This is a genomic window from Pantoea sp. nfd-35 (assembly GCF_056892255.1).
On record NZ_CP122403.1, the window covers coordinates 1,110,221 to 1,129,209 of the forward strand.

17 protein-coding genes are annotated in these 18,989 nt (G+C 51.7%); 8 read left to right on the forward strand and 9 right to left on the reverse strand.

Annotated features, from left to right (window positions below; genetic code table 11):
- Nucleotides 1–91 precede the first annotated feature (91 nt).
- Nucleotides 92–1,036 (forward strand): ATP-grasp fold amidoligase family protein, encoded by a 945-nt coding sequence (locus tag P9J57_RS05310; protein WP_483279411.1) that lies wholly within the window; start codon nt 92–94, stop codon nt 1,034–1,036.
- Here P9J57_RS05310 and P9J57_RS05315 read toward each other — a convergent pair.
- The 3 genes from P9J57_RS05315 to P9J57_RS05325 all read right to left on the reverse strand — a co-directional run bounded on the left by P9J57_RS05315 (nt 1,033) and on the right by P9J57_RS05325 (nt 3,535).
- Nucleotides 1,033–2,100 carry an ATP-binding protein gene (locus P9J57_RS05315; protein WP_483279412.1) on the reverse strand — a complete coding sequence of 356 codons (1,068 nt, stop codon included), beginning with the start codon at nt 2,098–2,100 and terminating at the stop codon, nt 1,033–1,035. The two genes, P9J57_RS05310 and P9J57_RS05315, sit on opposite strands and share 4 nt — an antisense overlap.
- On the reverse strand, nt 2,097–2,795 hold the full coding sequence (locus P9J57_RS05320) for a response regulator (protein WP_014594389.1): 699 nt from the start codon (nt 2,793–2,795) through the stop codon (nt 2,097–2,099). The genes P9J57_RS05315 and P9J57_RS05320 overlap by 4 nt, the downstream gene beginning before the upstream one ends.
- Nucleotides 2,796–2,995: 200 nt before the next feature.
- Entirely contained in the window at nt 2,996–3,535 is a 540-nt protein-coding gene (locus P9J57_RS05325; RefSeq protein ID WP_116219801.1) for a GNAT family N-acetyltransferase, read from the reverse strand.
- A 248-nt stretch (nt 3,536–3,783) separates the two neighbouring features.
- On the opposite strand from P9J57_RS05325, the gene P9J57_RS05330 reads away from it, so the two are divergent.
- Nucleotides 3,784–4,071: a hypothetical protein gene (locus P9J57_RS05330; protein ID WP_019106128.1), complete on the forward strand. Its 288-nt coding sequence runs from the start codon at nt 3,784–3,786 to the stop codon at nt 4,069–4,071.
- Between the two features lie 147 nt (nt 4,072–4,218).
- A complete protein-coding gene (locus tag P9J57_RS05335; protein WP_483279413.1) occupies nt 4,219–7,320 on the forward strand; it encodes a multidrug efflux RND transporter permease subunit in 3,102 nt (1,033 codons plus the stop codon).
- A gap of 167 nt (nt 7,321–7,487) precedes the next feature.
- Here the strand turns inward: P9J57_RS05335 and P9J57_RS05340 are convergent, their stop codons facing one another.
- Complete coding sequence (locus P9J57_RS05340) at nt 7,488–7,916, reverse strand: GFA family protein (RefSeq protein ID WP_026021031.1); 429 nt, start codon at nt 7,914–7,916, stop codon at nt 7,488–7,490.
- Between the two features lie 85 nt (nt 7,917–8,001).
- Nucleotides 8,002–9,105, reverse strand: coding sequence for a porin OmpC (gene ompC / locus P9J57_RS05345; protein WP_014605218.1), 1,104 nt, complete (start codon nt 9,103–9,105; stop codon nt 8,002–8,004).
- A gap of 669 nt (nt 9,106–9,774) precedes the next feature.
- Between ompC and P9J57_RS05350 the strand changes: the two genes are divergently transcribed.
- Nucleotides 9,775–9,897 carry a helix-turn-helix domain-containing protein gene (locus tag P9J57_RS05350; protein WP_240758751.1) on the forward strand — a complete coding sequence of 41 codons (123 nt, stop codon included), beginning with the start codon at nt 9,775–9,777 and terminating at the stop codon, nt 9,895–9,897.
- Here the strand turns inward: P9J57_RS05350 and P9J57_RS05355 are convergent.
- Nucleotides 9,887–10,792, reverse strand: a complete 906-nt coding sequence (locus P9J57_RS05355; protein WP_105083404.1) for a LysR family transcriptional regulator — start codon at nt 10,790–10,792, stop codon at nt 9,887–9,889. The two genes, P9J57_RS05350 and P9J57_RS05355, sit on opposite strands and share 11 nt — an antisense overlap.
- A 97-nt stretch (nt 10,793–10,889) precedes the next feature.
- Here P9J57_RS05355 and P9J57_RS05360 point away from each other — a divergent pair, with 97 nt between their 5' ends.
- Nucleotides 10,890–11,489, forward strand: a complete 600-nt coding sequence (locus tag P9J57_RS05360) for an NAD(P)H oxidoreductase (protein WP_105083403.1) — start codon at nt 10,890–10,892, stop codon at nt 11,487–11,489.
- Between the two features lie 83 nt (nt 11,490–11,572).
- A complete protein-coding gene (locus P9J57_RS05365; protein ID WP_246871713.1) occupies nt 11,573–12,679 on the forward strand; it encodes a right-handed parallel beta-helix repeat-containing protein in 1,107 nt (368 codons plus the stop codon).
- A 187-nt stretch (nt 12,680–12,866) separates the two neighbouring features.
- On the opposite strand, the gene P9J57_RS05370 is transcribed toward P9J57_RS05365, so the two are convergent.
- A complete protein-coding gene (locus P9J57_RS05370; RefSeq protein WP_105077895.1) occupies nt 12,867–13,265 on the reverse strand; it encodes a winged helix-turn-helix transcriptional regulator in 399 nt (132 codons plus the stop codon).
- 102 nt (nt 13,266–13,367) lie between these two features.
- On the opposite strand from P9J57_RS05370, the gene P9J57_RS05375 reads away from it, so the two are divergent.
- A complete protein-coding gene (locus tag P9J57_RS05375) occupies nt 13,368–14,381 on the forward strand; it encodes a zinc-dependent alcohol dehydrogenase family protein (RefSeq protein ID WP_105083401.1) in 1,014 nt (337 codons plus the stop codon).
- Between the two features lie 193 nt (nt 14,382–14,574).
- Here P9J57_RS05375 and P9J57_RS05380 read toward each other — a convergent pair whose 3' ends face one another.
- Nucleotides 14,575–15,243 (reverse strand): ATP-dependent Clp protease proteolytic subunit, encoded by a 669-nt coding sequence (locus P9J57_RS05380; RefSeq protein ID WP_483279414.1) that lies wholly within the window; start codon nt 15,241–15,243, stop codon nt 14,575–14,577.
- Between the two features lie 910 nt (nt 15,244–16,153).
- On the opposite strand from P9J57_RS05380, the gene P9J57_RS05385 reads away from it, so the two are divergent.
- The gene (locus P9J57_RS05385) at nt 16,154–17,494 is read left to right on the forward strand and encodes an MFS transporter (protein ID WP_072138979.1); all 1,341 of its coding nucleotides are present in this window, start codon (nt 16,154–16,156) and stop codon (nt 17,492–17,494) included.
- Between the two features lie 122 nt (nt 17,495–17,616).
- Here P9J57_RS05385 and P9J57_RS05390 read toward each other — a convergent pair whose 3' ends face one another.
- Nucleotides 17,617–18,969 (reverse strand): MFS transporter, encoded by a 1,353-nt coding sequence (locus P9J57_RS05390; protein ID WP_483279415.1) that lies wholly within the window; start codon nt 18,967–18,969, stop codon nt 17,617–17,619.
- Nucleotides 18,970–18,989 lie beyond the last annotated feature (20 nt).

The window sequence follows — 18,989 nt, forward strand, 5'->3', positions numbered from 1 at the left end:
TAGGGCTGGCGGCTCCATCTCTGCTCCATCATTCACACAAACTCCAGCAATCTATTCTGCTTATCATCCTGCCACTTTCGGGGAGGATAAGATGAAGACGCTGAACTATATCGCTAAATATGTTGAATATAAGCTCAAAATCATCAGGTGTTTTTTAATTAGCGACGTACTTTTCCATACGCAACGACTGCGCCCGTTGTTAAACAGAGAGCCGGATCTGATTCATCCTGTCACGTTGAATGAAAAAATGTGCTACAGGCTGCTCTATGACAGGAAGCCGCTTTATACGCTGCTGGCAGACAAGCTCGCTGTCCGTCACTACGTTGCCAGCCGCACGGATGAAGTCACGGTCGCGCCCTTAATTAAGACCTATAAAAGCACCAAAGAGATTGATTTTGCCGCGTTGCCCGATACCTTCGTTTTAAAGTGCAATCACGACAGTGGCAGCACGATAATCTGCAAAGACAAAACGGCGTTCGATAGTCAGTCTGCTTTATTAACGCTGGATTTAGCCCTGAAAAAGAACATGTATTACTGCACGCGAGAGTGGCAATACAAAGACATTACGCCCACCATTCTGTGTGAAGAATATATTGAACTGTTTGAGGGAAGGGACAGAAGCACTACGCCCGAGATGTTGCGTATTCACTGCTTCGACGGCAATGCGAGCATTATCGAAGCCGACTTTACTGATGAACAGGGCAGGGAGTACGTGAATGTGTACAACAGAAAATGGGAACTGCAGCCCTTCCAGATAGCCTATCCCCATCATCCTGTTTTTATACCGGAACCGGCGCTGTTTTATCGCGCCCTCTCTGCTGCGCAGGCGCTGGCAAAAGATATCGACTATTGCCGGGTCGATTTAATGCTGAAGGACGACAGCCTGTACTTCAGCGAGATCACGCTTACGCCACAGCGCGGTAAGCTCAAAATCATTCCCCAGGAATGGGACGCGATACTTGGCGCGATGTGGCAACAGCAGGCGTACCATAAAACCTTCCGCCTGCCTTCAAGCCCAGAGGTAGACTTGCGCTAGTCAGCGTCAGGCCAGCGCAGTAAAAAAAGGGAGCCGCCCTGGGATGATGTGCGGTAACGAATATCGCCCCCATGAGCCTGCATAATCGCCTTCGCAACGGATAAACCCAGCCCGCATCCCTCCGGGTTTATCGCACGACCTGCGGCGCCGCGTTGAAACGGCTCAAACATATGACGCTGGAAATCGTCGGGCACGCCCGGCCCCATATCTTCCACCTCAATAAAAAACAGGTTGTCCCGATATCCGCTTCGGACCCTGACGATGCCCGGTGTGGCGTAATTAAGCGCGTTATCAAATAAAATGGTCAGGCACTGAATAATGCGCAGCGGATCACACCGAGTAACGGCATTATTTTGCTCAATGATGAGGTTAAATCCCTGCTCCCGAAACGGGTGACAAAACGATGCGCCAACGTTTTCCAGCACGTCGCTCATTGCCACGGCTTTCACATCCAGCGTAAAGGATCCGCCTTCTGCCGCTCCCACGACGCGCAAATCGTCGATAAGCCGTGATAATCCTTCTGTCTGCCGCAGCAGGCTTTTGAACAACGGCGGATCGGGTTCAAACACCTCTTCAACCAGCCCCTGCAGCCTGCCGCGTAAAATCGTGACCGGCGTTCTGAGTTCATGGGCGATCGCCGCATTCCAGGACTTTCTTTGGTTGTCCAGCGTCTGCAGCTTTTCCGCCATTTCGTTAAAGTCCCTGACTAACGTATTCACCTCCCCCAGGCTGCTCTGACTGTTTGCGGCGCGGGCGCTCAAATCGCCCTGAGAAATCCGGCGCAAACTGGTGGCAACGGAACTCAGGGGATTCAGTATCTTGGCGGAGAGTTTGAAAGCAAACAGTAATGCAATCAGGAAGCTGATTATCGAGCTGATAGCGATCCAGACCCAGTCAAAGACCGTCATGCTTTCACTGTTGCTGGCGGACAAACCGCCGGGGAAGTTTTCAATAATGAAGCTGTAAAACAGATAGGAACCGACCACGGCCACAATAATGATGGTGAACGTCAGGGACAGCATAAACAGAAGAATTTGCCGACTGAGCGCTTTATCTTTATTCACTTCTGTTCACCCAGCCGATAGCCTATCCCACGAATGCTTTCCGGTACGCCGTTTAAGCCACAGCCTTCAAATTTTTTACGCAACTTACTCATGTGGCTGTCTACGGTTCTGTCGAGCGTGTCGCTTTCGGGCAGGCAGGCATTGAGCAGCTCTTCACGGCTGAAGACCTTACGGGGATATTTTGCCATGTGCGTCAGAAGCTTGAATTCTGTGGTGGTCAGCACCGGCGTAAACGTCTGTCCACCGCTGTGGATCTCCACACAGAACTCATCGGTGTAGATGGTCATAAAGCGGGTTCTGATCAGGGATTGAGGGACAGCCTGATTTTTTGCTCTGCGCAGCACGGCCTCAATACGGGCGACCACTTCCGAAGGATTAAAGGGTTTAACGATATAGTCATCGGCACCCAGGCGAAGCCCCATCAGCTTATCAATATCCTGATCCAGCGCGGTCACCATGATCACCGGCGTGTTGCTTTCTTTACGCAACGTTGAAAGCACATTCCAGCCATCGATTAGCGGCAACTGGATATCCAGCAGCACCAGGTCAGGCTGTAAGGTTTTAATTAAGGCCAGAGCGCTTTCCCCCTCTGCCGCATGTACCGCTTTCATTCCGGCGCGTTTGATATAACTCATTAATATATCAGAGATTTCAAAGTCATCCTCAGCCACAAGGATTAGATTGTCGTTGCTCATAACGCCCTCAAAATTAAAAACACCTGTTGCGGATGATGGGGCAGCACAGCCGGAGGAGAAGCGCGTCCTATCATCAGGAACATTACGCCTGTCATGACAGGCAGACCAGCAAAAGCACTGCGCACAGCATGAAACCCACAATCAGACCTTAGCCAAAAGAAAAGCAACGTCACGCGGCGACAGAAAGCATGGAACGCCTGTTAGCTGATGCACCACTCTCTTTGCAGGATGGCGTAAATCTGCGTATTTTCATAAATCGCGATGCCATTGTGATCCGTGAATGACACATGCTCTTTAAAGCATCCTTCCAGCCGCATCCCCAAACGCTGACATAATCGCTGCGAACCCGCGTTGTCATCGGCGACATAGGCATAAATCCGCCTGACATTTTTTATCCGAAATAAATAATTAAACAGGCAGATTGCGGCTTCCTGAGCATAGCCATGGCCTTGATAGGCAGGATTCAGATACCATCCCACGTTCCGGGTACGGGCATCCGGTTCTTCGTCATCACAGGCAAAAAGATGACCGATTAATTCGCCTGTCTGTTGCAGACACAGGGCAAACTGCGTGGCGTCAATGCTCCTTTTCCGCGCCTCCTTGACGGCGGCCTCAAGATCGGCCAGTTTCTCATCGAAAAAGCAGGCCGGATAAGGCGCGGATAAATAATTTAACAGGCCCTGAGCATCCTGTTGCAAAAAACGCCTGATGAAGACGCGTTCACTTTCAGCTATTTTCATCTCAAACCCTTTCCCGGGATAAAATAAAGGAGAATACCTTGTAATTTTGTGCCCTGATAATCTCTGTCCCTGTCAAAGTTCAGCATATATTATGTCCTGCGCTTTTAAATTGTCTATCGAATATATTGCGCTGTGTGCGACGTTTTTTTATTTTTACCGATCCATACTCTCTCCATAAACTTTACATAATAGGTCATTGTCAGGCGGGTACACTCCGGAATAATGCGCATTATTGGAGAGTATTCGTGATGACGCCGCGTAATTTAGTGAGGTCCGGTTTTTGCTTTTTATTTTTGCTGCTGTTCACCACCGGTTTGCATCCTTCCGGCGTCACACCGCTACAGCAAGCGTTAAGCGTTAAGGGGAGAAGCGTGATCGCGACGATGTATCGGCCTGTGAAAAAGATTAATCGCCATGAGCGAACCGCCCAGACGCCGTTCTGGGAGGCGGTCACCACCAATGCACTGGCCTGCCGGGGCGGGCGCGTAACCCGGCTCCTGTATAAGGCCGCGCTGCGCCGACTAAAGGAGGCGTAAATGCACACAGCAAACAAGCCAGTTACCACCACGATGAATTGACAGACTGGCGTCTTACTTTAAAAAGCACTCACACGTGTGTGGCTTACAGCGTAACAGGTGACGGTTTTCTGCCCTCATCTTTTTTATATTCAGTCAGGGTAAATCATGCCTCAGTTTTTTATTAATCGACCGGTATTTGCCTGGGTTATTGCCGTTTTTATTATTTTGTTTGGCCTGCTCTCCATTCCAAAATTACCCGTAGCGCTTTATCCCTCGGTGGCACCGCCGACGATCAGCATCACCGCCTCATATCCAGGATCAACGCCGGAAACCATGAACAACAGCGTGGTGGCGCTGATTGAGCGTGAGCTTTCATCGGCAAAGCACGTGCTGTATTACGAATCGTCCAGCGATACCAGCGGTATGGCATCCATTACGGTGACTTTTGCGCCCGGCACCGATCCTGAGCTGGCTCAGGTTGATGTGCAAAACCGTATCAAAGTGATTGAGCCGCGCTTGCCCCAGGTCGTGCGGCAGAATGGCCTGAGCGTTGAGGCCTCGGGCGCTAACTTTTTGATGATCGTCGGGCTGACGTCTAAAGATGGCAAACTCACTGAGGCCGATCTGAGCGACTACTTTTCACGCAATATCACGGAAGAGCTTCGCCGTATTGAAGGCGTGGGTCGCGTGCAGCTGTTTGGCGCAGAGAAAGCGATGCGGATCTGGGTCGATCCGGTCAAGCTTAGCCAGTATCGCCTGACCGTCAGCGATATCAGTCGGGCAATCAACACGGAAAATACCCAGATCGCGCCCGGACGGACCGGTGACGCACCGGCGGTTGCTGGCCAGCAGGTCAGCTATCCGCTACTGGTCAAAGGCCAGCTTGGTTCACCCCAGGAATTCGCCAGTATTACCCTGCGCGCCAATCCGGATGGATCTCGCGTGGTGCTGAGCGACGTGGCGCGGGTTGAGCTCGGATCGCAAACCTACAGTTTTGCCACCCGTGAAAACGGACGCGTCTCTACCGCGGCAGCGATTCAGCTTTCGCCAGGCGCCAATGCGGTTAAAACCGCAGAGCGGATCAAACTCCGTCTGAACGAGCTGCGTCAGGCTATGCCAGAGGGAATGGCTTACAGCATTCCGTTTGATACGACGCCCTTCGTGAAGATCTCGATTGAGAAGGTCATTCATACCTTTATCGAAGCCATGATACTGGTCTTCCTTGTGATGTATCTGTTCTTACAGAATGTTCGCTATACCTTTATCCCGGCGATTGTTGCGCCGATTGCGCTGCTGGGCACCTTTACCGTGATGCTGCTGGCGGGATTCTCGGTCAACGTATTAACCATGTTCGGTATGGTGCTGGCGATTGGAATCATCGTTGACGATGCGATAGTGGTGGTGGAAAACGTCGAACGAATCATGACGGAAGAGGGGCTGGGCCCGAAAGCGGCAACGCAAAAGGCGATGAAGGAGATTACCGGTGCGGTCATCGGGATTACGCTGGTCCTCAGCGCGGTCTTTATCCCGATGGCGATGGCCAGTGGTTCCGTTGGGGCGATATACCGGCAGTTTACGCTCTCAATGGCGGTTTCTATCCTGATCTCCGCCTTCCTGGCGCTCAGCCTGACGCCGGCGCTGTGTGCCACGCTGTTAAAACCTGTTGATCGGCATGCTCATCAGAAAAAGGGCTTCTTTGGCTGGTTCAACCATAAGTTTGCAGCAATGACTTACCTTTACGGCCAGGGCGTAAGCCGTTTATTAAAACGGGTAGGCGGTGCGTTAGCGGTTTATGCGGCGCTGTGCCTGCTGTTCTTTCTGGCGATAAAAAACCTGCCGTCTTCGTTTCTGCCGGAGGAGGATCAGGGCTACTTTATGACCTCCATTCAGCTCCCCTCGGACGCGACCAGCGAACGCACGCTGAACGTGGTAAAAGCTTTTGAACAGCAGGTGCTTTCAAGCCCGGCGATGCAGTCAACTATCGCGATAATGGGGTTCAGCTTTGCGGGTTCCGGGCCTAACTCCGCCATGGCTTTCACCACCTTAAAAGGATGGGAAGATCGTCAGGGGGCCACCGCCTTTTCTGAAGCCGCGCGCGCGCAGAAAGTGATGTCAGCGAATCCTGAAGCGGAAACCTTTAATCTGATCCCCCCGGCTATTGACGAGCTGGGGAACTCATCGGGCTTTACGTTGCGCCTGCAGGATCGCGGCGGCAAAGGCTATGCGGCGCTGAAGAAGGCGGAGGAGCAGTTACTGGCGCTTGCGGCGAAAAGTTCTGTCGTCCGGGATGTGTACGTTGACGGCTTACCCGATGGGCAGATGATCCGGCTTAATATCGATCGACAAAAAGCCTTTGCGATGGGCGTGGCTTTTGATGAGATCAGCCAGACGCTTTCCGGCGCGATAGGTTCGCTTTACGTCAATGATTTTCCCAACAGCGATCGTATGCAGCAGGTCATCATTCAGGCCGATGCGAAATATCGTATGCAACCCGAGGATATTCTCAGGTTATACGTGCGCAATGCGTCCGGCGGAATGGCACCGCTCGCTGAGTTTGTTCATGCGGAGTGGGAAACCTCCCCGTTGCAGCTGGTTCGTTATCAGGGTTATCAGTCAATCAAGATAACCGGCAATCCCGCACACGGCTATTCAAGTGGCGATGCGCTGAACGAGATGAGCCGGCTGGCGAAACAGCTGCCAGAAGGCTTTGCAATAGAGTGGACAGGTGGCTCGTTACAGGAGCAGCAATCGGCCTCTGAAGCGCCTATGCTGATGGTGCTGTCCATGCTGGTGGTGTTCCTGGTGCTGGCGGCGCTTTATGAAAGCTGGTCAGTGCCGGTCTCCGTTATGCTGGTCGTGCCGCTTGGCCTGCTGGGCGCGGTCATTGCCGTCAGCCTGATGGATATGCAGAACGACGTATTCTTCAAAGTTGGCATGATTACGATTATTGGACTGTCGGCAAAAAATGCCATTCTGATTGTCGAATTTGCTAAACAGATGCACGAAGGCGGCAAAGGGCTGGTTGAGGCAACGCTGGAAGCCTCGCGGATGCGTTTACGCCCGATCCTGATGACGTCGCTGGCCTTTACCCTGGGCGTGGTACCTTTGATGCTGGCTAGCGGAGCAAGTGCCAGAACGCAGCAGGCGATCGGCAGTGGCGTATTTGGTGGGATGATCAGCGGCACGCTGCTGGCCATATTCTTTGTACCCCTGTTCTATTTTTCAGTGATGAAGGCGGTCGAAAAACTAAAACCGAAGCAGCGCTAAGCGCCTCTGAATCAGGCCGGGCGAGGGCAACATAGCCATTCGTCCGCTTGTCGGGTCAGATAGCGTATTAGGTCGTTAAGATGGCGTGATGATCTTTACTGCTGTGACGTGACGTGACGTGACTGCGCCGCTGGCGTCAGTGCATGAGGGATGGCTGAGGAAACCGATTAGCGGTGCGGCATTCTGGCTTCGAACGCTTTGCCACTAAAGCGGGCATATTGCCCTGTAAGGCGCCAGAAGGCAGGCTGAGTCTCGGTGTAGATTTCAGCGGCCAGCACCAGACGGCGCTGCACATCTTCAGTCAGGTCAAGCTGTGTCCAGGGAATAAAGTAGCGTTGGCTGTCAGTCAACAACAACCACATTGGAGAACCACAGCCGGGGCAAAAATAGCGTTTACCCTGTAAAGACGAGGTGAAACATGAGGGCGAGGCTGACTGCCTGAGTAATGCTGGCGCACTGGCCGCTTCCATGTACATGGCAATCCCGCCTGACCATTTTTGACACAACGTGCAATGACAGGCATGCACGTTCAGTTCATCGATCTCGACGGCGAACTGACACTCACCACAAAGGCAACGCCCGGTAAATGTTGTCAAAACCATCCTTGTACCCCAGAGCGGTAAATATGCGGGTGATAAAAAAGCCAGCTCTGAGAGCTGGCTTAACACGAGTGCGTCGGAATTAGAATTGATAAACCAGGCCGACGGCCAGAATATTGTCAGTTGAAATGCCCGCTGCCTGAGTGAAGTCGGTTTCATCCAGCAGGTTGATTTTATAATCGATGATGGCTGACATATTTTTGTTGAAGTAATAGGCCGCACCTAAATCAACATATTTCACTAAATCCCGGTCGCCAAAGCCTTCAAGATCTTTCCCTTTTGATTGCAGATAAGCGATGCTGGGGCGCAGACCAAAGTCGAACTGATACTGCGCAACGACTTCGAAATTCTGTGCTTTGTTGGCGAAGCCTGGGTTGCCATTACCAACGCGTGTGGCATTGTAGGTTTGGGTATATTGTGCCGCCAGATAAACGGCATTGGCATCGTATTTCAGCGCGGCTGAATACGTTTCGGCATTATCACCCTCACCCAATGCCAGACCGTTCTGGTCCAGTGTGCGTTTGGAATGAGAATAGGCCACACCGGCATTGATGCCCAGAGGAGAGGCATAGGTCACTGCTGCACCGTAGCCGTCGCCGTTTTGCTTCGCAGCATTACGGTTATTATTCGTCACACTGTTGCCTTCACCATCAGCACCGCCGTTTCTGCCTTGATACTGTAAGGCAAAGTTAAGTCCGGATACCAGGCCAAAGAAGTCGGTATTACGGTAGGTCGCCAGGCCATTGGCACGTTGTTGCATAAAATTATCGGAGCCATAGGTGTCGCCGCCAAACTCCGGCAACACGTCGGTCCAGGAGGTAACATCGTAAACCACGCCGTAGTTACGGCCGTAGTTGAACGAACCATAGTCACCGTATTTGAGCCCCGCGAAGCCTAAGCGCGTCCATGACTGGCTCTCAGATTTTTCATCGCGGTTCGCCTGCATGTTGTATTCCCACTGGCCAAATCCGGTCAGTTGGTCGGTGATCTGCGTTTCCCCTTTTACACCGAGGCGAGCATATGAATTATCACCACGCTCACCTTTATCACTGGTGAAATAGTGCAAACCCTGCATTTTACCGTAGAGATCTAATTTATTACCGTCTTTGTTATAGATTTCTGCAGCATTTGTTACACCTGCTGCTAACAATGTAGTTACTGCCACTGCAACTAATTTAAGTTTCATGAGAGAAATCCTGTAGTTTTATTTTATATTAACCAGAGCCACTGATGGATGAGGCGCGCTTAAATGGCTCACTATTTTTAAATGACAATGCGGTATGAATTCAATAATAAGTTTCCTGCCATTTCGATTTGTTTGTGTTTGTATGATCTGCGTCTAAATAGAAGGGCTGGTGTGTTTTCTGTTTGTCTTAAAATTATTGCTTTTATCTTTTCGTTGTTGCTATTTTTGGAATTATCCGTTGTTTTTTATGGGTTCTTTCTTTTGTTCTTATTATGACTTATTTGTTAATTGTTTTTTCTGACGTGCTCTGTTTTTTATAACTTCATTAATAAAAGAATAAAGATGAGGGAAGTGTTTTTACGTAATTAAAGGTTTTGCATTTATTGACACGGAAGGTGAGATCTTACCCTAAGAGACGGGTTGATAATGTACAGCGTCTCTATTGCACTCTGTTAAAATAGTGTTTAATAAGAACGAGGTGTTTAAAAAAGTGGATATGTTTATCACAAGTATTTGTTAACCGCGTTTATCTTCCCGGATCTGCGTCCTCAGCAAAACTGTTGAGTTTCTCAATATCCATTCACCGTTAACTGCCTCACATCTTCACTTTCAGAATGAAATGGTTAATCAATCTCTCTTTTCTTTTTGAAAAGCTCCCATTTTTTATTCGTGATAATTATCACGCGTATCATCACCCAAACTCAAGGGGATAAGGTCAGGGCGGCAGCCATCCTTGGCATCAGCCTGACCACCCTGTGGCGTAAGTTGAAAGAGTACGATCTTAACAGCTAACCGCGGCTGGCGAAGCGGCTTTGATGTGGTCAATAAATGCCCTTAACGCCGATGACATATAGTGGCGATTAGGATAGTAAAACTGCAGGCTGGGCTGCTCTGGTAACCACGCTTCCAGTACCGGAACCAGACGGCCAGCTGCCAGTTCATCTTTTACCTGTTCGTGATAGAGGTAGCCCAGTCCGACACCGCACAGCACGGCATCACGTTGAGCGTCCATATCGTCCAGCAGGATATTACCGGCCGGAAGTATCTCAAGCCTGCCTTCCGGGCCGTTGAATTCCCATTGATAAATGCGACCGCTACCGTGACGAAACATCACGCACTGATGATTCATGATGTCACGCGGGTGCTCAGGCGGTGCATGGCGGGCGAAATAGTCCGGGGTTGCCACCACAACCAACCTGATTTTGGGCCCAACGGGAAGCGCGATCATATCTTTTTCAAGCCTGCTGCTGAGGCGAATACCCGCGTCAAATCCCTCTTTCACGATATCGACCAGCCGGTCTTCCGTTGTGATTTCCACACGGATATCCGGATAAAGCCGACTGAATGTTGCCACCAGTGGGATTAACACCATGCGCGAGGCAAGACGCGATGAGTTAATTTTTAGCGAGCCCATGGGCGTCTGACGAAAACAGTTAGCCTCATCAAGTATCACATTGATTTCATCAAAGGCCGGGCGCAAACGCTCATACAGATTTGCTCCGGCTTCTGTCAGGGCAACGCTACGCGTTGTGCGATTGAACAGCCGGATTTTCAGCCGCTGCTCAAGTTGCTTTATTGCGTGGCTGACCGCCGAGGGCGACAGGCCAAGCTCGTCACCGGCCGCGCGAAAACTTTTGTGGCGTGAAACCGCGATAAAGGTCGCAAAGTCATAGACGTTCAGTTTCATTGGTGAAAATCTCTCATTAACCCATCTCAAATCATACGTTTCACACACTAATGTGGCGAGCGTAATGTGAATGCCTCAACACAAGATGAGGTGAAAGATGAAATCAACAAACCTGTATATCGTCTGGTCACATCCCCGTGCCGATTCACTCACCGCACAGATGGTGGAAAGCCTGCGCCACCGGGCGGAGCAGGGGGGCGCACATGTTAAGACGCTGGATCTCTACCGCAGTGGCTTTGATCCGGCGATGCGGGAAGAGGACGAACCCGAGTGGCAAAATCCGGCTAAGCGCTACTCACCGGAGGTGCATCGTCTGTTCAGTGAGCTTGACGATCGTGATGCGATCATTTTTGTCTTTCCGCTGTGGTGGTACAGCTATCCCGCCATGCTCAAAGGCTATCTGGAACGCGTGTGGAACTACGGTCTGGCCTACGGTGAAAACAGCGCGTTAAAAGATAAAAAAGTACGCTGGCTGGCGCTGGTCGGCGGTTCTCAGCAAACCTTTATTAAATATGGCTGGGAGAAAAACATCACGGATTACATGATGGGCGTTACGGGCTATCTGGCGATCGGTGACGTGGAGGTTCATTTCCTCTATAACACCTTGGGTGTTGAGGAGACGATTGATGACAGCCACTCGCATTATGAGCAACTGTTTGCACAAGCGCAGGAGGTCGTAGACAGCACCATTGAATAAAGCATGGCAGGGCGATCGCTGCCCTGCAAAACGGCGTACATGACAGCCTGGCCAGTATCGGGCGTCGACAGGAGATGACCAAAATGAAAATAGCCATAGCGGGCCTGTTACTGATATCCGGCTCTGCCATTAGCGCGGTGGGCAGTTGCGATGTCATTGGAGGTGGGGCGCAGTATCAGGATCGTCTTACGCCGGATAACGTCGCCCACTATGTTACTGTCCGCACTTTCGATGCGTTGAAACAGGCTGTCGACAGCAATCATCCCTTCATCTATGTTCCGGGTGATGTCACCATCACGGTGCCGAATCAGCCACAGGCATTGCGCATTAAAGCCGGGCAGACGCTTTTTAGCAATCGTGGTGAAAAAGGCAGTCGGGGCGCTTTATTACAAACGCCATGGCTCAATGACGGACTTAATCAATATCCTGTGTATGTTGTTGAGGCTAAAGCAAGGATAACCGGGCTGCGTATTGAAGGCCCCTCTGGACAACCGGACACGCCGAATAAAACGATTGGCATCCAGTTTTTACCCGGCACCGATCATATTGATATCGACAACAATGAGATTTATCACTGGCCGTGGGCCGGGATTAGCGTAAAAACGTCCATCGACAATAAAATTCATCACAACGTTATCCACGATAATATCCGTACCCAACTGGGCTACGGTGTGGTGGTACAAAATGGCCATGCCCAGGCCGATATCTACTGCAATACCTTTAACGCTAATCGTCATGCTATTGCCGGAAAAGGCGATGACGGTGAGGGCTATCACGCTTATAACAACCTTGTGCTCAATGGCGGAGCACGGGGCGCTTACCATCAGTTTGATATGCACAAGGGCGCGCAGGGCCACGGCGGGAAAAAAATCATCATAAACAATAATCTGTTTGATTATGGCCGCTACGGGACGTCAAACCGAGGCAGTGTTTATATTCGAGGTGTACCGACCGACGGGCCGGTTAGCGTTAACGACAATCTGTTTACCCAGCCCTGGACGGTAGGCTTGCAAACCGCTGTGGGTGGTGTGCCTGGCTCAATCCCGCCGGTTGAGGAGATTAAACGCTACAATCGTTTCAGTGTGGCGGCACATTACAGTAAAGATGCGGCCGGATTTTGTGTTGTCTCCGTGGCAGAGCACAGGATGCCGGTGAACTGTGAGTCGGTTGCTTCTGTGCTTGAGAAATAAGCAATGGCGAGACAGCACAGAAAACCGGTCATCGGTTGCTGCGGGCCACCTTGTGATGTGGCAGATGGAAACGTACTGAACGACTGAACCTCACCACCTGCGTTTCAGGTTCCTCCCCATGATATCCTGCGGAGGAACCTGTCCAGGATCAGTCATAACAGGTTTTGGGGGCACCGCGCACGGCCATTCATTGTGCTTCAGCCTCGGACGTTTCCGGCACAACGGCGGGGTTTTTTTTGCCTAATAAGGCCAGCGCGTGTTGCTCTCCCCACTGCTTTAACAGCCCAAGCAAGGGCGCAAGCGAAGCGCCTTCTTCGGTCATGCTGTACTCCACCTTCGGCGGAACTTCAGCATACACTTCGCGATGAATTAACCCGACGTTTTCCAGTTCCCGAAGTTGCCGCGTGAGTACCCGCGGCGTGATATCACCCAGCCGTCTTCTTAGCGCATTAAACCGCAGCGTTTCGTTTTGCAGGTGGTAAAGAATCATCCCTTTACCCTTGCCGCCAATCAGTTCCAGCGTGGCTTCAACCGGGCAGGCCACCGCATCGTAATTTTCATATCTTGGGTTTTTTACAGTATCCAAAATGTACCTATATCACCTAAATGACCGTATTTAATAAAATGCACATATGGTCTATGTTTAGCAACTGCTGATTAAGACATCCCTCTTTTAACGGAGAAAAGCATGAAAGCACTTACCCTTAAAGCACCAGGCGGACTCAACAATATCCATGTGTCGGACATCGCCGATCCGGGCCAACCGGGCAAAGGTGAGATTCGGGTCGCTATCAAAGCCGGCTCCCTGAATTTTCACGATCTGATTGTCGCTACCGGGCAGTTTCCAACCGAAGATGGCCGCATCCTGCTGTCTGATGGCGCAGGCGTGGTAGAAGCCATTGGCGAAGGCGTTAAGGATTTCCGCGTGGGCGACAGCGTTGTGTCAACCTTCTTTCCCGTCTGGCTGTCCGGCAAACCTTCCGCAGAAGTGGGAGGCTTTGCCCATACGCCGGGCGACGGCATTGATGGCATGGCCAGTGAGTATGTCGTGCGTTCGGAGAATGCCTTTACCCATGCCCCGAAAGGCTGGACGCACACCGAGTCGGCCACGATCACCACATCTGGCCTGACAGCCTGGCGCGCCCTGATCACTGAAGGCAAACTGCAGGCCAACGACACGGTGCTGGTGCAGGGAACGGGCGGCGTGTCCATGGCCGCCCTGCAGATCGCCAAAGCGATGGGCGCGAAAGTGATCGCCACATCCTCATCAGATGAAAAGCTTAAGCACGTTAAAGCGTTGGGTGCCGATGAAACCATCAACTACCGCACCACTCCGAACTGGGGCGATAGCGTCCTCGCACTGACCAACGGCGTGGGCGTGGATCATGTTGTTGAGGTGGGCGGCCCGGCGACGCTGGGCGAGTCACTGAAAGCGGTCAAAATCGGTGGGCACATCACCCAAATCGGTATCATTTCCGGCGATGAAGCAACGCTCTCCATTCTGTCTGTTCTGGCGAAGCAGGTCACCATTAAAGGCGTGATCGTTGCCAGTCGTCAGGACCAGATTGACTACGTGAAGGCGCTGGAAAGCATGAACCAGAAGCCGGTTATTGACCGGACGTTTAAATATGACGATATTGCCGAGGCCTTCGCCTGGCAGCAGAGCGGCTCGCATCTGGGCAAAATCTGTGTTGAGTGGTGACAGATAGATAAAGTGGGCATGTAAGCCTTGTCATAAGAGGCGAAAACCTGCTTGTCGTCGGTCAAAAAAGGGTGCATACGCTGTGCACCCTTTTCAACAAAACCCCCTGCACAGCACGGGTAAGTGAGCGGTGTTATCATCCAACGGCTCGAACCTCGTCTGACTTGCAGGCTCTGCCCCTCTTCATCATCCTTTAGTCATTATCATGAAAATAATACGCGGCATCAGCAGTCTGAAAATCGGTCATTTCGCCTGTGGCGATGCCCGTGGCTAATGCCTGCTTGTTGTCCAGCAGCTTATGGTTATCTTCACTGTAGGTGATCTTTTCAATCTGCTCGTCAGTGAGGTGGGTGCAGGACTGATAAATCGTTTTTATCACGTTCCGGTATCTGCTGGTAAATTCGGTTTTCTCGTCCAGCATATTTTCACTGACATTGCTACGCGGCGCGTTTCCAACGGTTGGCGCATGCAGTAAGAAAATGCTGTCACCCATAACCTGCCTCTTTTGTGCGCCGCAGTAGATCATCGTCGCCGAGGACTCGACGGAGGAGGCGTTCACGGTCGTAACGGGAATGGGGGAGTTTTTAACGACCTGATAACCAATTTTCCCGGCATCAATGTCACCACCGGGGCTGCTGATATAGAGCAGCACCTGCGTGGCTGATTTATAATTCTGACCGATCTCATCGAGCACGGATGAAAGCGACATCACCTTATTAAGCGTGACCACGCCGGTAAAAAACACCTTTACGGATTTAACCGTATTTGGCGGGCGTTTGCCGTCAACGACTCTGTTGATAGCAGCCAAAGAGGGTGCACTGATCGTAATAAGCAGGGCCGCTATCAAAGCGTTATATTTCATTGTTGAATCATCCCTCCGTTTTTTTTCATTTCTTATCAGCCACAGGGGTTTTATGCAATGCCGATTGGTTATTTGCAGGGCTTTGTTACCCTTTAATATATTTCACATTATTATTTATCAGGCATTTTTAATCGTTAGGGTGCGAATTTTTTTCCTCGCGATAGTAATAGCGTGAATCTCGGAATACCTGATGTTTAACACTGTTTTGAATATCGCGAAACCTGTTATCAGTGAAGACCTGCGCCTCTGAACGGAGTGCTGTCACCTGAAAGCAAATGGCGGCGCGTGGAGGATAATCCAGCTGTCGGGTGATTGCCGGATGACCGTGAATGCGTTGACCAGGCACGTTCGACGTGTGCACTGAAGGCGCTCTCAACACAAAACGCTGTCAGTGTCGGTCAGGTCATCGATTCGCGCCTTATCCTGGGTGTATTTTCGCCTGTCTGCGCTCGCGTGCAGTGAAAACATGAAGAGACCTTCGCGCGACATCACGTTTTTAGTGGCGGTGTATTAAGGCGCAAAATGAAACTGATAAGATGCCTTTTTTAAATTGTTACTGCTGCGGCAGGCAAAACCTGATTTCCTGTCCTCTGTCTCGTCGGCAGCCGACGCTGCCACATCATCCATCAGGCGACTCTGCCTAACGCCAGCCTTGCCGGTCTCTGCTGATATTTTGACTGTCGCATTTCCCCAACATCGCTCCCGTTTCAACGCGTAAAAACTCCTCCAGCGTCACATATCGCCGCTTATGCTGATACCTTTTTGTGACAAATAACACAACCTCATAACATTTACCTGCGGCGGAAAAAGTTTGACCAGATAATGAGTGTACTTTGTACACCAAGGTTTTACAGAGTAAAACAAGCGATGTATCCAGGCGTAAAACCATGACAATTCTGCGAGGAACACCATGTCTGAAAAGATGCCGAATGGCGCATTAACCTCCGATATCGAACAGCAGACCGTAAAACGCGTGATAAGACGGATCCTTCCCTTCCTGATCGTCTGCTATCTGATCGCTATCATTGACCGGGGCAACATCGGAATGGCGGCGTTGCAAATGAACGAGGATCTCGGCCTGTCCAAAGCGGTATTTGGTCTGGCAAGCAGTCTGTTTTTTGTCGGCTATTTTCTGTTTGAAGTGCCCAGCAACTTAGCGATGCAAAAGATTGGCGCAAAGATTTGGATATCTCGCATTATGGTGACGTGGGGCATCGTATCCGTCTGCACCGCCTTTGTTTCAAGCGCTGAAATGCTCTATTTCCTGCGCTTCTTGCTGGGTGCTGCCGAGGCGGGTTTTTTTCCCGGCGTTATCCTGTATTTGACCTACTGGATCCCCGGTAAGTACCGCGCCCGCGTCATCGCGACGTTTATGGTGGCCATTCCGGCGGCAAACTTCATTGGTTCACCGATCTCGGGCGCAATACTCTCGCTGGATGGCTGGTTCGGGTTACGCGGCTGGCACTGGCTGTTTATTTTAGAAGGCATTCCAGCCGTGCTTTTAGGCGTCGCCGCCTTTTTCCTGTTAAGCAATCGCCCTGAAAATGCGACCTGGTTAACCGAAGATCAGCGCAACTGGCTCAGCACCACGCTGGCTGAAGAGAACGCAAAACGTAAAGTGATTGGTCATATTTCGTTGTGGCAGCTTCTGCGGCATAAACATATCTGGGTGATGGCGCTGATTTACGCAGGGGCTTCGGCTGCCGGTTCTACATTGAGCGTCTGGTCGCCGCAGTTGCTTAAGTCGTTTGGACTCGACAACTTCACCACCGGGCTGGTCAACGCGATTCCTTATGGCCTGGCGTCGGTGTTGATGATTGTCTGGGGACGAAGCTCTGACCGCACGGGCGAACGCCGCTGGCATACCGCGTTAACGCTTTTCCTGATCGCGGGTGGGCTACTCTCTGCCTTCCTTACGCAGTCGCTGGCGGGAAGCGTGGTGATTCTGTCGCTGGTTCTGATTGGTGCTTACTCCATGAAAGGCCCGTTCTGGGCGCTGGCGTCCGGCTGGATGTCTTCTACCACCGCAGCGGCGGGCTTAGCGGCTATCGGCGCAATGGCGAATTTGATTGGTGGTGGCCTGATGGTCAACGTCTACGGCATTATCAATGAGCAAACTGGCAGCCATGCGCTGGCGATGGTGCCACTGGCGGTACTCTGCGCGGCGGGCGGTATCGCGGTGCTGATCATGGGCCGCAAAAGCGCCGCAAAAATCGAGGTTGATCAGAGTCTGTCACCGGCAAGCAAATAGTGGGTTCAACCTGAAAAACCAGTAAAGCGCCTGCGGGCGCTTTTTTTGTAGCCGATGACATGGCGGAATAAGGCTTAACAGGAAAAGGTAAAGGCGCCGGAGCGCCTCAGGGGAGGGGATGACTATGCTTTGCGGTAAGGATCTTTGATTAACGCTACGGTAAACGCGCCAATCAGCAACACGGCGGAAACTGCCAGCAGCGCCCACATAAAACCCCCGCTTGTCTGACGCACATAGCCAATAAGCGAAGGCCCGACAAATCCCCCCAGATTGCCGACAGAAACAATCATGGCTAATCCGCCTGCGGCCGCGCTTCCTGTGAGAAAACCCGAAGGCAGTGCCCAGAATGACGCCTGAAAAGCCAGAATGCCGCTGACGGTAAAACAGAGCGCAAGCATCTTCACCACCGGCTCATTCACGACGGCGCTGCAGGCCAGCGCGATGGCGGCGATAACCAACGCAGCGCTGATCCAGCGAATGCGGTTGCCGGAGGCATTGGCCCGCTGCGCCCAGAACAGCATGCTGAAGGCACCACAAACATAAGGTAGCGCGGTCAGAAAACCCGTGGCGGTATGGCTCACGCCAATCTGCTTGATGATCTGCGGCATCCACAGGCCCACGCCAATAGAACCGACAATGCCGCAAAAATTAATAAAAGCCAGCAGGTAAAGCAGGGGATTGCGCAGCGCGTCACGCAGGCTGGCACCGTGCGCCCTTTCAATTTGCTGCTGCTCGTTTGCCAGTCGTCGGCTCAGCAACGTTTTTTCCGCCTCGCTCAGCCAGTTGGCCTTTGCCGGGCGATCGTTGAGGAAGAACAGGCACAGGACGCCGAGGATAACGGCCGGAAACCCTTCCAGCAGCAGCAACCATTGCCAGTTACGAATGTGTTCATGCCCGGTGATTTGCATCAACATGCCGGATAAGGGTGCGCCGATGATATTCGCCACGGGGATGCCGACTAAAAATGCCGCCGTGATTTTTGCGCGCCAGCTTCCGGGAAACCAGTAGGTGAAGAACAGATAAATACCCGGTGTAAAGCCTGCTTCAGCCACGCCCAGGCAAAAACGGGCAAAGGCAAAGCTGACCGGCCCGGTAACGAAGGCGGTCGCCATGGAGATGATGCCCCATGAGATCATGATGCGGGCGATCCAGATACGAGCCCCCACTTTTTGCATAATCAGGTTACTGGGCACCTCAAACAGAAAATAGCCGATAAAAAACATCCCGGCACCAAATCCAAACTGCTCAGCCGTGATGCCCAGATCGGCGTTCATGCCCAGTGCGGCGAAGCTGACATTGGTGCGATCCAGATAACTGACCACGTAGCAGATGAAAATAAAAGGCAGGATACGGCGGAACGCTTTAGCCGCCGCCCGTTCGCTTTGTTCAAAATCCGTTTGATTCATGTCTTCATGGGATGCAGACACGGCTGCTGGCTCAACAGGTGAGCCAGTGCTTACAGAATGCAGATTCATGGTTGCCTCCGCTGCGTTCA